This is a genomic window from Actinosynnema sp. NPDC050436 (genome assembly GCF_040655415.1).
Classification (GTDB): domain Bacteria; phylum Actinomycetota; class Actinomycetes; order Mycobacteriales; family Pseudonocardiaceae; genus Actinosynnema.
Map to the genome: position 1 here is coordinate 57,367 of NZ_JBFAJV010000007.1, position 13,405 is coordinate 70,771.

Annotated in this window: 12 protein-coding genes; 4 read left to right on the forward strand and 8 right to left on the reverse strand. The window is 74.0% G+C overall.

The features are described from left to right. Nucleotides 1-154 precede the first annotated feature (154 nt). Entirely contained in the window at nucleotides 155-1,207 is a 1,053-nt protein-coding gene (locus AB0I60_RS18855) for a DUF2330 domain-containing protein (RefSeq protein ID WP_360731454.1), read from the forward strand. A 46-nt stretch (nucleotides 1,208-1,253) separates the two neighbouring features. Here AB0I60_RS18855 and katG read toward each other — a convergent pair whose 3' ends face one another. Genes katG through AB0I60_RS18870 form a run of 3 tightly spaced genes read right to left on the reverse strand, consistent with a single transcriptional unit; the run spans nucleotide 1,254 to nucleotide 5,746 of the window. Beyond that, nucleotides 1,254-3,488, reverse strand: coding sequence for a catalase/peroxidase HPI (gene katG / locus AB0I60_RS18860; RefSeq protein ID WP_360731455.1), 2,235 nt, complete (start codon nucleotides 3,486-3,488; stop codon nucleotides 1,254-1,256). Nucleotides 3,489-3,516: 28 nt separating this feature from the next. Continuing rightward, nucleotides 3,517-3,945 carry a Fur family transcriptional regulator gene (locus AB0I60_RS18865; RefSeq protein ID WP_360731456.1) on the reverse strand — a complete coding sequence of 143 codons (429 nt, stop codon included), beginning with the start codon at nucleotides 3,943-3,945 and terminating at the stop codon, nucleotides 3,517-3,519. 28 nt (nucleotides 3,946-3,973) lie between these two features. Next, entirely contained in the window at nucleotides 3,974-5,746 is a 1,773-nt protein-coding gene (locus AB0I60_RS18870) for a hypothetical protein (RefSeq protein ID WP_360731457.1), read from the reverse strand. A gap of 141 nt (nucleotides 5,747-5,887) precedes the next feature. Here AB0I60_RS18870 and AB0I60_RS18875 point away from each other — a divergent pair, with 141 nt between their 5' ends. Next, nucleotides 5,888-6,349, forward strand: coding sequence for a hypothetical protein (locus AB0I60_RS18875; RefSeq protein ID WP_360731458.1), 462 nt, complete (start codon nucleotides 5,888-5,890; stop codon nucleotides 6,347-6,349). A gap of 291 nt (nucleotides 6,350-6,640) precedes the next feature. On the opposite strand, the gene AB0I60_RS18880 is transcribed toward AB0I60_RS18875, so the two are convergent. The 5 genes from AB0I60_RS18880 to AB0I60_RS18900 all read right to left on the reverse strand — a co-directional run bounded on the left by AB0I60_RS18880 (nucleotide 6,641) and on the right by AB0I60_RS18900 (nucleotide 10,219). After that, nucleotides 6,641-6,979 (reverse strand): hypothetical protein, encoded by a 339-nt coding sequence (locus AB0I60_RS18880; protein WP_360731460.1) that lies wholly within the window; start codon nucleotides 6,977-6,979, stop codon nucleotides 6,641-6,643. Nucleotides 6,980-7,288: 309 nt separating this feature from the next. Beyond that, nucleotides 7,289-7,846, reverse strand: coding sequence for a TIGR03086 family metal-binding protein (locus AB0I60_RS18885; protein ID WP_360731461.1), 558 nt, complete (start codon nucleotides 7,844-7,846; stop codon nucleotides 7,289-7,291). Nucleotides 7,847-7,870: 24 nt separating this feature from the next. Further along, nucleotides 7,871-8,641: a MerR family transcriptional regulator gene (locus AB0I60_RS18890; RefSeq protein WP_360731462.1), complete on the reverse strand. Its 771-nt coding sequence runs from the start codon at nucleotides 8,639-8,641 to the stop codon at nucleotides 7,871-7,873. Nucleotides 8,642-8,739: 98 nt separating this feature from the next. Beyond that, complete coding sequence (locus AB0I60_RS18895; RefSeq protein ID WP_360731464.1) at nucleotides 8,740-9,339, reverse strand: TetR/AcrR family transcriptional regulator; 600 nt, start codon at nucleotides 9,337-9,339, stop codon at nucleotides 8,740-8,742. 10 nt (nucleotides 9,340-9,349) lie between these two features. Then, nucleotides 9,350-10,219 carry a 3-hydroxyacyl-CoA dehydrogenase NAD-binding domain-containing protein gene (locus AB0I60_RS18900; protein ID WP_360731465.1) on the reverse strand — a complete coding sequence of 290 codons (870 nt, stop codon included), beginning with the start codon at nucleotides 10,217-10,219 and terminating at the stop codon, nucleotides 9,350-9,352. Between the two features lie 124 nt (nucleotides 10,220-10,343). Here AB0I60_RS18900 and AB0I60_RS18905 point away from each other — a divergent pair, with 124 nt between their 5' ends. Together AB0I60_RS18905 and ligA are read left to right on the forward strand one after the other, a co-directional pair. Then, complete coding sequence (locus AB0I60_RS18905) at nucleotides 10,344-11,081, forward strand: acetoacetate decarboxylase (RefSeq protein ID WP_360731467.1); 738 nt, start codon at nucleotides 10,344-10,346, stop codon at nucleotides 11,079-11,081. A 102-nt stretch (nucleotides 11,082-11,183) separates the two neighbouring features. Next, the gene (gene ligA / locus AB0I60_RS18910; protein ID WP_360731469.1) at nucleotides 11,184-13,175 is read left to right on the forward strand and encodes an NAD-dependent DNA ligase LigA; all 1,992 of its coding nucleotides are present in this window, start codon (nucleotides 11,184-11,186) and stop codon (nucleotides 13,173-13,175) included. The last annotated feature ends 230 nt before the right edge of the window (nucleotides 13,176-13,405 follow it).

The window sequence follows — 13,405 nt, forward strand, 5'->3', positions numbered from 1 at the left end:
ACCGGCAACTTCCACGCCCTGCACTACAAGGCGGCCCTGGCCTCCCAGGACGAGGCGGAGGAAGGTCCTCCAGGGCTTCCGACCGGATCAGGCCGCGCCCGGGTTCCGTCCGGTCCGGACGGAACCCGGAGGTCGTCGTCGACGTCCGACGTGCGTGGCTCAAGGTCGGACAACGGCTCGGATCGCGGCGGTCGTCGCGGTCGCCGTCGCGCTGGTGACGGTGAACCCGGCGGTGTCGGGGGCGTGCGCGTGCGGCGCGTTCGTGGCGAACGACAAGCTGCGCACCCAGCAGGAGACCGCGTTGGTCGAGCTGGACGGGCGCACCGAGTCGATCACCGTGGCGGTGCAGGCGCGGTCGCAGGCGCGGCAGGCCGCCTTCCTGATGCCGGTGCCCGCCCGCGCCCGGTTCGAGGTGGCCGACGGCGGGCTGTTCGCCGAGCTGGACCGCCTCACCCGGCCGCGCGTGGAGACCCGCCGGGTCGTGGTGGACGGCGACGGCGTCGGCGGGTCGGCACCCGGCCGGGGCGCGACCGTCGTGGACCGGGTCGAGGTCGGGCCGTACGACGTGGCCCAGCTCGGCGGGACCGACGAGTCGGCCGTCACGCAGTGGCTGGGGGACAACGACTTCACCCTGCCCGCCGCGTTGGGCGGCGCGCTGCGGCCCTACCTGGCGGACGGCTGGCTGGTCGTCGCGGTGCGGCTGTCGCCGGCGTCGGGCAGCCTCGCCGGCGGACTGCCGCCGATGCGCCTGACCTTCGAGACCGACACCCCGGTCTACCCGATGCGGCTGTCCGGGACGGCCGAGCACGTCCAGCCGCTGCGCCTCTACGTCCTGGCCGACCACCGCGTGGACGTCGGCAACCCCGCGCCGCAGGACGACGCCCCGGAGCTGACGTTCGCGGGCGAGGTCCGGGCCGACCCGGAGCACCCCGGGCTGTCCGCGCTGCTCACCGCGCCGCGCTACCTCACCCGGTACGACGCCGAGTTCCGGCCGGAGCGCATCACCGACGACATCCGCATCACCCGCGCCGCGACGGACGAGCCGTACCGGGCCGTCGTCGTGGTCACCGAGTACGTGCGGTCGCCGTGGCGGTCACCGGTCGTGCTGGTGGCGGCCGGGGGAGTGCTGCTGGTCGGGGTGGCGCTGCTCCTCGTCTGGCGCCGGAGGAGGAAAGCCACCCGGGAGTCCACTGAGGACGGTAGGTGACCGCCGCCCGGGTCGGCCGTGACGCGGCCGATCCGGGCGGCGGGGATCACGCGACGTCGAACCGGTCGAGGTTCATGACCTTGTCCCACGCGGCCACGAAGTCCTGCACGAACTTCGTGCGCGCGTCGTCGCTCGCGTAGACCTCGGCGACCGCCCGCAGCTCGGAGTTCGAGCCGAAGACCAGGTCGACGCGGCTGCCGGTCCACCTGACCTCGCCGGTGGCCCGGTCGCGGCCCTCGAAGGTGTCCGCCTCGGACGAGGTCGGCCGCCACTCGACGCCCATGTCCAGCAGGTTCACGAAGAAGTCGTTGGTCAACGACCCCGGCGTGGCGGTGAGCACGCCCAGCGGCGACTGCTGGTGGTTGGCGCCCAGCACGCGCAGGCCGCCGATGAGCACGGTCAGCTCCGGCGCGCTGAGGTCGAGCAGGTTCGCCCGGTCCACCAGCAGGAACTCCGCCGGCAGCCGGTGGCCCTTGCCCAGGTAGTTGCGGAACCCGTCGGCGGTGGGCTCCAGCGCGGCGAACGAGTCCGCGTCGGTCTGCTCGGCTGACGCGTCGGTGCGGCCGGGCGTGAACGGCACCACCACGTCGGAGCCCGCGTTCCGGGCGGCCTGCTCCACGGCGGCGACGCCGCCCAGCACGATCAGGTCGGCCAGCGAGACCTTCTTGCCGCCGGTCTGCGCGCTGTTGAAGCGCTCCTGGACACCTTCCAGCGCGCGCAGGACGACCGCGAGGGCGTCGGGCTCGTTGACCTCCCAGCCGCGCTGCGGCTCCAGGCGGATGCGCGCGCCGTTGGCACCGCCGCGCTTGTCGCTGCTCCGGAACGTCGAGGCCGAGGCCCACGCGGTGGACACGAGCTGGGAGACCGACAGCCCCGACGCGAGGATGTCGCGCTTGAGCGCGGCGACGTCGTCGGCGTCGACCAGCTCGTGGTCGACCACCGGGACGCGGTCCTGCCAGAGCAGCTCCTCCTGCGGCACCAGCGGGCCCAGGTAGCGCTGGATCGGGCCCATGTCGCGGTGGGTCAGCTTGAACCAGGCGCGGGCGAACGCGTCGGCGAACTGGTCCGGGTTCTCCAGGAAGCGCCGCGAGATCGGCTCGTACACCGGGTCGAACCGCAGCGACAGGTCGGTGGTCAGCATCGTCGGCGGGCGGGCCGGCGAACCGTCCTCCGGGTCGGGCACGGTGTTCGCGGCGGCGCCGTCCTTCGGCTGCCACTGGAACGCGCCGGCGGGGCTCTTGGTCAGCTCCCACTCGTGGGCGAACAGGGTCTCGAAGAACGTGTTGTCCCACCGGGTCGGCGTGGCGGTCCAGGTGACCTCCAGGCCGCTGGTGATCGCGTCCCGGCCCTTGCCGGAGCCGAAGCTGTTGCGCCAGCCCAGGCCCTGCTCCTCCAGCGGTGCACCTTCGGGCTCCGCGCCGACGTGCTTGCCCGGGTCCGCCGCGCCGTGCGCCTTGCCGAACGTGTGCCCGCCGGCGATGAGCGCGACGGTCTCCTCGTCGTTCATCGCCATGCGGCCGAACGTCTCGCGGATGTCGCGCGCGGCGGCCAGCGGGTCCGGCCTGCCGTTGGGGCCCTCGGGGTTGACGTAGATCAGGCCCATCTGGACGGCGGCCAGCGGGCCGGCCAGGTCGCGGTCACCGCTGTAGCGCTCGTCGCCCAGCCAGGTCCGCTCGGGACCCCAGTAGACGTCCTCGTCCGGCTCCCACACGTCGGCGCGACCGCCCGCGAAGCCGAAGGTGGTGAACCCCATCGTCTCCAGCGCGCGGTTGCCGGTGAAGATCATCAGGTCGGCCCACGAGATCCGGCGGCCGTACTTCTTCTTGACCGGCCACAGCAGCCGCCGCGCCTTGTCCAGGTTGCCGTTGTCCGGCCAGCTGTTGAGCGGCGCGAAGCGCTGCATCCCCGCGCCCGCGCCGCCGCGACCGTCCTGGATGCGGTAGGTGCCCGCGCTGTGCCACGCCATCCGGATCATCAGCGGCCCGTAGTGGCCGAAGTCGGCGGGCCACCAGTCCTGCGAGGTGGTCAGCACCGCGTCGACGTCCTCGGCCAGCTCGTCCAGGTCGACGGTCAGGAACTCCGCCGCGTAGTCGAAGTCCCCGCCCATGGGGTTGGCCACGGCGGGGTGCTTGCGCAGGATCTTCAGGTTGAGCTGGTTCGGCCACCAGTCGCGGTTCCCGCCGCCCTCGGTGGGGTGGCTGATGCGCCCCGCCGAGACCGGGCAGCCACCCGCGCCCTCCTCGTTCATCTCTCCAACGACGGCGTTCGGACTGTCGGACACTGGAATCCTTCCGGGTGGGGGATGCTCGTCAACTGGTTGCTGCGGAGCAGTCGGGGCACAGGCCCCGGTACACGACTTCGGCCTCGTCTATGACGAAGCCGTGGTGGTCCGAGGCGATCAGGCACGGCGCCGCGCCGACCGCGCAGTCCACGTCGGCGATCGTGCCGCAGGAGCGGCAGACGACGTGGTGGTGGTTGTCCCCGACGCGGGCTTCGTAGCGCGCCACCGAACCCGGGGGTTCGATGCGCCGCAAGAGGTTCGCGGAGGTGAGCGCGCGCAGCACGTCGTACACGGCCTGGTGCGACACCGCGCCGAGCTTCTCGCGCACGGCACCGATGATGGAATCGGTGTCGGCGTGGGGGTGGTCGTGCACGGCGGACAGCACGGCCAGCCGTGGGCTCGTCACGCGCAGCGACGCTCCGCGCAGCATCTGCCGGAAGTCGGAGGCCGTGGGCACGCGCCGCAGTGTTGTGCACCTTCTGGAATCAATCAAGTCTTGGCAGGGTTGCGAAGGACACAGTTGACGCCCGCCCCGCCGTCCGGAGAGAGTGTCCGTCCGCTCCGGTCGCAGTGGACGGAAACCGACCCGGTTCGCGGTCGCCCGGCGCGTGGTCGCCCGGCGCGCGGTCGGCTGCGGGGAAGGCGCGGCGCAGTTCGGCGCGCGAGGTCGTGCCGGTTGCGGCGTGCGCTTCCCGGACCAGGTCGCGGACGTTCTCCAGGCTCAGCGGCATTCCGTGCGCGATCTCGGCTTCCGAACGGCCTTCGGCGGCCGGCTCCGCCACCCGGCGCAGGCGCGGTGACAGGGCGTTGACCCGGCGCGGCCGGTCCGGGGTGGTGCCCAGCGCGGTCAGCCGGCGGGCGGTGTCCGCGCGCAGCGCGAGCGCCCCGCAGTCGTCGGCCGGCGCGAGCGCCTCGGCGGGCGTCCGGCGGGCGTCCGAGGTGTGCCCGGACCGCGCCAGCGCCCGGCCGAGGTCCGCCAGGGTGTGCAGGTAGTGCAGGCGGTCCGGCGCGTCGCGCAGCAGGCGGGCGGACTCCTCCAACGCACCCACGCCCGCGCCCAGCGCCGCCACCGCGCGCAGGGCACGCCCCCGGGTGGCCGGGTCGCCGAAGACCTCCGCCTGGTCGTGCGCGGTGGCGGCGATCTCCCGCGCCTCGGCCGGCGTCGAGTGGCGCAGGGCGCGGGCCGGCTCGAAGCGCCACGGGCACACCGCCGGGTTGGTGATCGGCGCGGCGTCGAGCCGGCGGCCCACCTCGCGCAGCGCCGTGATCGCCTCGTCGGACCGGTCCCGAGCCGAGGCCGGCGAGCCCGGCACGATCCCGGGCACCGGCCGGACGCGGTGATCCTGCCGGTGCCTGGGATCGTGCTGGGACACCACCGCCTCCGCCCGGGTCGGCTCGCCGCGCGCCAGGTACGCTTCGACGGGGATGCCGGTGGCGAACCACTCGGCGGGCGTGCCGTTGCCGCTGCGGGCCGCCGGCCGCAGGGGGATGTCGGCGTCGGCCACCGCGTCGGACAGCCGGCCGCACCGCAGCGCCGCACGCCCCCGGTTGGCGTGGGCGAAGGCGAGGTGGGTGCCGTGCCGGCCCTCGCGCTCGAACTCCCCGATCGCCCGGTCCAGCAGCGAGTCCGCGACAGCGGCCTCGCCGGCGTACTCCTGCGTGAACGTGGTGATGGTGGCGATCTCCATGCCCGTGAAGGCATCGGCGAACACGACACCGGGCCGGAGCACGCGCCGGGAGGAGGCCAGTACCTCGGCCCTCGGCCGCCCGCGCAGCACGAGGCTCCACGCGTGCAACGTGATCAGCAGCCGCTCCACCACGCCGTCGCCGGCCGGCGACGGCGCGATCCGGTCGAGCAGGCGCGTGCGGTCGGCCCGCAGCGGGTCGTCGACCCACCACGTGGCCCACAGGAGCTGCTCGGCCAACGCCTGCCGGCGCAGACCGGGGTCCGCGCAGCGGTCGATGGCGGCGTCGAGCAGCCGGACGCTCTCGCCGAGCTGGTGCGCGTAGCCGTGCGTCTTGGCCGGCGCGACGGCGGCCTCGGTGCGCAGCGCGTCGTCGGGGGCTTCGCGGTAGGCGTCGCACCCCGGCAGCGCGGCGGCGACCTGGCCGAGCGCGAGGGCCTGCCCGTAGCGCAGCCGGACGCGGCACCGCCGGTCGGCGGGCGGCGGCTCCTCCACGGCCCGCGCGAGGTGGCGGGCGGCGGTCGCGGACAGGCCCGCCGCCCGCGCCGCCTCGCCCAGCCGGTCGACACCCACGGGTCGCCGGCCGCCAGCACGTCGAGCAGGTGCGCGGCCACGACGTCGGCCGCCGCACCCTGCGCGTGCAGCAGCCGCGCCGCCTCCCGGTGCACGTCACCGCGCCGGGACGGGGCCAGCTCGTCGTAGACCGTGCTGCGGATGATCGGGTGCTGGAAGTCCGACGTCCGACCGGGTGCCAGGACCGCCGCGTCGCACAGCCGGTGGTACTGCGCCTTCGCCACGTCGGGTGCCGGCCCGGCAAGCCCCGCCGCGTACCCGAGCGGCGTGCCGGGGCCGAGCACCGCGAGCGCCTGGGCCGGCGAGGCGTTCCCTGAGGTACAGCACCACGTCGGGGTGGCGACGGCGTCGGCGTCCGACGCGGTGGGGGACAGGCCGCGCTCGCGCGCGACATCGAGCATCCGGCGCAGGTGGAAGGGGTTGCCGCCGCTGCGCTCGTGGAACGCGGCGCAGAACCGCTCGTCGACCGGGTGGCCGGCGGGCAGACCCCGGTCGACCACGGTCCGCACGGCGTCGAGCCCCAGCGGGCGCGGTCGCACCACCTCCCCGGCGCGCAGCGCGATCCGGGCCAGGGCGGCGTCGTGCCGCTCGTTCGGCCGGTAGGCCGGCAGCACCACGACGGGCAGCCCGGTGAGCCGGTCGGTGAGAAACTCCAGCCAGGAAGGGACTCCTCGTCCACCCAGTGGGCGTCGTCCACGGCGAGCAGCAGCCCCTCCCCGGCCCGGCCGGTGCCGGTGGGCGAGGTGGCGTCGACCACGAGCCGGCACAGCGCCTCGGTCAGCCCGATCACCGAGTCGGGGCCGCGCCGCCCGGCGCGCGGCACGGCCGGCGGGATCCGGGCGAACTCGGCCGCGCCGGCGAGCAGGGTCGCGCGTTCGCGGGCCGGGCGGCCGGTCACCCACCGCGTGAGCAGCGCTCGCGCTGGTTGCCGCGCACGGCGGCCTCGGCGCAGAGCTGCGCGGCCACCTCCGACTTGCCGATGCCGGCAGGGCCCTCGACGGCGAGGGTGGCTCCGGTGCGGGCGCGGACGGCGTCCAGGACCGCCGAACAGCGGTCCAGGTCGTCGTCGCGCTCCAGAATGCCCGCGTCGACGGCGGTGTGGCCGGGCAGCCGCAGGGCGTGCGAGACCCGCCGCGCGTCCAGCGGCGCGTGCCCGCCGGCGCGCGCGGAGACCAGGCACCCGGCGACCACCTTGGCCACGAACTCCCCGCGCGGGCGGCGCTTGCCGGACATCAATTAAAAAAACGCGGCGGGGGAGATCCCGCCGCGCCGCGAGAGCACGCTGTCGGGCGGCGACCCCATCACTCCGCTGGAGCGTGCGCGACCGCAGTCGGACGTTGCGGTCGGGATCCGCTTGAGCCGACCCTCGCCTCCGCACCGGCCGGACCGGGCCGGCGCGGCGCGATCCGGCCGGTTCTTCCACGCGGCCGGCGGACCCGCCGCGCACCGGTCATCCCGGCGCAGGACGACATCCCGGTGGACCACCCGGGAGACGGGGCGGAGGGCGGTCGCCGTGCTTCCCGGACCTCTCCGGTCGCCGCGTCAGGGGCGGCGGCCGGAGAGGTCGAGGAGCCGGTCCTGGAGCGGGCTGCCCTCGCCGAGGGCGCCGCTGGGGCCTGCGCCGAACACGCCCAGGCCGCCGATGACCGGTGCCAGGTCCCGCATGGCCTCCCAGGTCCGCGCCACCAGGTCCGGGTCCAGCACGTCGTCGACGTCCAGCGCGCGGGCCAGGTCCCAGGCGTGCACCAGGTGCTCGGCCACCCGGAACTCGACGGCCTGCCGTCCCGGGACGGGGCCGACCGGGTGCTGCACGACCCGGTCCAGCGCACCGGGGCCGCCGGCCGCCGCGTCCAGGGCTGCGGTGGCGGCGTCGAACGCGACCAGCGGGTCGTCGGCGGCCAGCCAGTCGACCGAGAACGCCTTCACCGCGACCCCGGTGGTGGCCCCGTCGAGCAGGGCGGCGGTCATGCGTTCACCGCCGACGACGTGGTTGACCAGGTCGCGGGCGGTCCAGTCCGGGCACGGCGTGGCGGCGGCCCACGTCTGCGGGGTGAGGTGGGCGAGGCGTCGGCGGAACTCCTCGCGGGCGGCGTCGAGCACGGTGTCTCCTGTCGGGTCGGCGGTCTACCGGGGGGCGTGGGTGATCGGCCAGCACACCTCGGTGCGCCGGGCGTCGAGGTCCAGCTCGGGGTCGAAGTACAACTCGCGCAGCGGACCCGGCGCGGCCACGCCGAGCGCGGTGACGTGCGCGCCGAGCGGGCCGTAGGTCTCGTCCAGGTCTTCGTAGCGGCCGAGGTGCACGGCGACCGCCAGCGTGGCCGCCGGGACGACGAGCGTCGCGGCGGCGGTGCGGACGGGTCGGAACGCGGTCACCTCGCCGACGCCCTCGGTGAACAGCACCTCCGGGAACAGCGCGCCGAGCGGACCGGTGCCGTCGTCGGGCAGGGCGGCGTGCGCCTCCTCGCAGAACGGGCCGACCTCGGTGCGCCGGACCCGCCGGGTGATCCCGGCCGCCGGCGTCGCGGGCACCGACCGGTACCGGACGGCGGCCCCGGGCGCGGGCCGGTCGAGCAGCCTGCGCAACCCGGCGATCGCCAGCCGGGTGCGGTCCAGCCCGCTCTCCAGCCGGTCGAGGTGGGCCAGCAGGACCCGGTCGCGGTCCACCGGGTGCGGCGCGTCGAGCAGGTCCTTGATGTCGGCGAGGGGCATGTCCAGCTCGCGCAGCCGGCGGATGGTGCGCGCCGGGCGCACCTGGTCGGCGTCGTAGGCGCGCAGACCGCTGCGCTCGTCGACGTGGCGCGGTTCGAGCAGCCCCAGCCGGTGGTAGTGGCGCAGCGCCTTCACCGTCAGGTGCGTCATCTTGGCGAACTCGCCGATGGGGATGGTGCCTGGCATGGGGAGAGCATCCAGGCTCCCCTCGGGGGAGGCGCAACCCCGTCCCGTGAACCCGGTGCGGGACCGCCTGTCCACAGAGGATGCGACGGGCCGGCGGGTCAGCGGGGGTTGTCGGCGACCAGCGCGTCCACGATGTCGGACAGCAGCCGGTCGCGGAACGCCGTGGCCGCTGTGCCGTGGATGAGTTCCTGCGCCGTCGTCCCCTCGTGCAGCGCGGTGAGGAGGCGGGCGACGTCCTCGGCCCGGTCGCGGCTCAGGCCCGGCAGGGAGCGTTCCAGCAGGGCCGCCAGACCGGTGGTCAGGCGGTCCTCGTGCGGGGCCAGCTCGGCGGCCAGGTCCGGGGTGCGGGCCGCGTGCAGGGTGAACTCCATGGACACCAGGAACCAGCGGTGGTTCTCGCGGCGGTGCGCGCCGACCCGGTCGATGATGTGGCGGACCGGGTCGTCACCGGGGGTGACGGTGTCCACGGCCTGTTCGATGTCGGCCAGCACCCGGTCTGCCTCGACGTCGTAGAGCGCCAGGAAGAGCTGTTCCTTGGTGCGGTAGTTGGAGTAGAACGCGCCCCGCGTCAGACCCGCGTGCCCGCAGATGTCGCTGATGGACGTCGCGTGGAAGCCGTGCTCGACGAATAGCGCGAGCGCGCTGCGCATCAGCGCCGTCACGGTCTTCGGGCGGGTCTTGGTCGGGGACTTCGGCATCGGCTTCCTGTCAGGGCTGGGGGTAGTCGTCGTAGAACCCGACGCCGCTCTTCACCCCGAGGCGTCCCCGGTCAATGTAGTCGCGCAGCAGCGTGCGCGGGCCTTCCGGGTACTCCGGGTGCTCGGCCGCGTAGTGCTCCTCGATGTCCAGCACGACGTCCAACCCGACCTGGTCCATCATCCGGAACGGGCCGCCCTTCATGCCGGTGTTGGCCTGGAACATGCCGTCCACGTCCTGCGGCGTGGCCACGCCCTCGGCGACCAGTTCGAGGCACTCGCGCTTGATGGCCGCCCACACCCGGTTGAAGATGAACCCGGTGCTCTCGCGCTTCGCCTCGAACGGCAGCACGCCGTACTCCGGCAACGTCGCCATGACGAAGTCGAGGACGTCCCGGTCGGTCTTGCCGCTGGACATCACGTCGACCGCGTTCTGCTTCGGCGGCATGTAGAAGTGCACGTTGAGCACCCGCTCGGGGTGTGTCACGCGGTCGAGGAACAGCCTGCTGGCGTATGACGACGAGTTGCTGGCCAGGATGGCGTCGGCCGGGGCGAGCGCGTCCAGTTCGCCGAACACCTGCGTCTTGAGGTCCAACTTCTCCGGCACGGCCTCCACGACCAGCCACGCCCCGTCGACTGCCGTGGCGAGGTCGTCCGTCGTGGACACGGTGCCGGGGCTGCCGCCGTCGACGGTGGCGGCAACGGCGTCGAGGTTCTCCCGGACGTAGGTGGCGGCAGCGTCGCGCTGCTGCCCGGCGGGGTCGTAGACGCGCACCTCGCCGCCGCGCGTGGCGAGCATGAGGGCGATCCGCCGCCCCAGGGTGCCCGCGCCGATGACGGTGGCCGGACGGTGTTGGTGGTCGGACGGCACGGTGAAGCTCATGGGTTGTTCCCTTCGTGGCGCTCCCGTGAGGGGGGCGTGTTCCGGCGGTCACGTCGTCGTGCGGCGGTCGCCGAAACGAGTACGGTATGTATCCGATACGAACTGTACTCGTTTGGAGGTCGACATGCAGCCCGACCGACTGCTCCACAGCCCTGTGACACCCCTGACAGCCCCGCCGTACCCGCTGCGGGCGACCCGGTTCGTGGACCGGGAGTACTTCAACGTCGTCTACCGCACCGATCCCGACGCGATGAGGGCGGTGGTCCCCACGCCGTTGGAGGTTGTCGAACCCTTGGTGCGCTTCGAGGTCATGCATATGGGCGACGTGGACGGCTACGGCCCGTACACCGAGGCTGGGCAGGCCCTCGCGGTCCGCTACGACGGCGAGGACGGCGAGTACCTGCACACGATGCACCTCGACCACGTGGGCGCGATCCTGGCCGGCCGCGAGCTGTCGGCCTACCCCAAGACCTCCGGCCGCCCGAAACTGTTCACCGAGGACGGTGCGCTGGTCGGTACGCTCGATCACGGCAGCCAACGGGTGGCCACCGCCACCATGGCCTACAAGCACGAGCCGCTGGACCCCGAGGAGGCGCGCGCCCAGATCGGCGTGCCGACGTTCGCGGTCAAGACCGTCCCCGACTACACGGGCGGCCTGCGCGTGTGCGACCTGGTCCGCACCGAGATCACCGAACTGGTGGTCAAGCAGGCGTGGCGCGGCCCGGCCCGGCTGCAACTGCTGGCCCACGTCCTGGCACCGCTGGCCGACCTGCCCGTGCTGGAGGTCGTCTCCGCCTCGCACGTGCTCACCGACCTCACCCTCGCCCCGGCGCTCCCGGTGCACGACTACCTGCGCCCGTGACCCGGCCGGTACCACCCGGGCGACGCCCCGACCTGCGCGTTCGAGGACATCACCCGGGTGTGGTCCCCGGGATTGTCGGTGGTCGCGGGTAACTTGTACGCCGTGAACGCTCGGGAACGGATCCAAGAACTCGCCGACCGGATCGTGGCGCTGCGCGAGGCGTACTACCAGGGCACGCCGTTGGTGGCGGACGCGGAGTACGACGTCGTCGAGGACGAGTTGCGGGGGCTGGTCGAGGCCAACCCGGAACTGGCACCCGACCCGAACCCGCTGGAGCAGGTCGGTGCCCCGGCGGTGCTGCACGCCCCGGTCCGCCACTCGCGGCCGATGCTGTCGCTGGAGAAGGCGACCAGGCCCGAGCAGGTGGCCGCCTTCTTCGACCGCTTCCCCGGCCAGCCGGTCGTGGTGATGCCGAAGCTCGACGGGCTGTCGCTGGCCGTGGTCTACGAGAACGGGCGGCTGGCCCGCGCGGTCACCCGGGGCGACGGCACGACCGGCGACGACGTGACGCCGCTGGTGCGCGCCATGGTGGACGGCGTGCCGGAGCGGGTGGACGTGCCCGGCCGGGTCGAGGTGCGCGGCGAGGCGGTGATGCTGCGCTCGACGTTCGCCGCGTACAACGCCGCGCACCCGGACAAGCCGCTGATCAACCCGCGCAACGCGGCGGCGGGCACGTTGCGCGCCAAGGACCCGGCCACCGTCGCCGGGCGGCGGATGCAGTACTTCGCGTTCGACCTCGACACCTCCGAGGGCGGTGCCGCCGCCGACCTGGAGCACGGGCTCCGGGCGCTCGGCTTCACCGTCGCGGACATGCGGCACTGCGACGACGCCGAGTCGGCGCAGGCCGTGATCACCGGCATCGAGCAGGGCCGCAACGACCTGGACTTCGACCTCGACGGCGCGGTGCTGCGGCTGGCCGACCGCAACGCCTTCGCCGCCGCCGGCACGCGGTCGAACTCGCCGCGCGGCGCGCTGGCGTTCAAGTTCGCCGCCGAGGAGAAGACGACCGTGCTGTCCGATGTGGTCTGGGACGTCGGCAAGACCGGCAAGATCGTCCCGGTCGCCTGGCTGGAGCCGGTGTTCGTGGGTGGCACGACGGTCACCAAGGCGACCCTGGCCAACCAGGAGGTGATCCGCGCGCGTGACGTGATGATCGGCGACACGGTGCTGATCCGCCGCGCGGGCGACGTGATCCCGTTCGTCGCGGGCGTGCTCGACCCGGCCGCGCGGACGGGCGCGGAGAAGGAGATCGTGCCGCCCGTGGCGTGCCCGTCGTGCGGGCAGGCGGTGGTCGAGCAGGGCAACAGCCGGGAGCTGTTCTGCACCAACGTGGCCTGCCCCGCGCAGACCGTGCGCCGGCTGATCCACTGGGCCTCGCGCGCGGCGGCCGACATCGAGGCCGTCGGTCCGGTGTGGATCGAGCGGCTGGCCGAGGCGGGCGTGCTGGAGCGCCCGTCGGACTTCTACGACCTGACCAAGGAACAGCTGCTGGAGTTCGACCGCATCGGCGAGACCTCCGCCCAGCGCATGGTCGACTCCATCGCGACCAGCCGGGCGGTCGGCTTGCGCAGGGCGCTGATCGGCCTGGCCATCCCGATGGCGTCCGAGGGCACCGCCGCCCGCCTGTGCCGCGCGGGCTTCGGTTCGCTGGAGGACGTCGCGGACGCCGGCGAGGAGCGCCTGGTGGCGGTCGAGGACATCGGCCCGAAGGTCGCCGCGTCGCTGACCGAGCACCTGACCCGGCTGCGCCCGGAGCTGGAGCGGCTGCGCGAGCGCGGCGTCTCGCTGGACGTGCGCGACGAGGACCTGCCGCCGGTCGTCGCGTCCGACGCACCCCTGGCCGGCAAGACGGTGGTGATCACCGGCGCGATCAGCGACCCGCGCTCCGGCGAGAAGATCCCCCGCCCGACCTTCCAGCGGATGTGCGAGAAGGCCGGCGCGACCACGGCGACGTCGGTGTCGGCGAACACGGACATGCTCATCACCGGCGCGGACGTCGGCGCGAGCAAGCTGACCAAGGCGGAGAAGCTGGAAGTGGCGGTCGTGGACCAGGGCGAGATCTGGCCGCTCCTCATCGCCGCCGGCATCGCCTAGCGCGCTGACCACGGACGTTCGCCGGGTTCGGGTAGGGGTGGCCGGAGCCGGTGATGACGAGGTGCGCAGTGGCCCGGACTGCGGTTCGACCGGGGGTGGCCCAGGAGGCGGGTGTCGGAATCGCGGATCCGCCGGTCGGGGTTGTGGTGCAGGTGGGTGGCGAGTCGCGCAGGCTCCACGCCTGGCGCATCCGGATCGTGCCCTTTTGCCCGAACCGGCCTCGGGCATCT

Bases quoted from the DNA above. Each gene is read 5' to 3' on its own strand.
- AB0I60_RS18875 (WP_360731458.1), top strand. From the start codon at position 5,888: ATGATCGGGTGCTGGAAGTCCGACGTCCGACCGGGTGCCAGGACCGCC.
- AB0I60_RS18880 (WP_360731460.1), bottom strand. From the start codon at position 6,979: ATGTCCGGCAAGCGCCGCCCGCGCGGGGAGTTCGTGGCCAAGGTGGTC.
- AB0I60_RS18890 (WP_360731462.1), bottom strand. From the start codon at position 8,641: ATGCCAGGCACCATCCCCATCGGCGAGTTCGCCAAGATGACGCACCTG.
- AB0I60_RS18895 (WP_360731464.1), bottom strand. From the start codon at position 9,339: ATGCCGAAGTCCCCGACCAAGACCCGCCCGAAGACCGTGACGGCGCTG.
- AB0I60_RS18900 (WP_360731465.1), bottom strand. From the start codon at position 10,219: ATGAGCTTCACCGTGCCGTCCGACCACCAACACCGTCCGGCCACCGTC.
- AB0I60_RS18905 (WP_360731467.1), top strand. From the start codon at position 10,344: ATGCAGCCCGACCGACTGCTCCACAGCCCTGTGACACCCCTGACAGCC.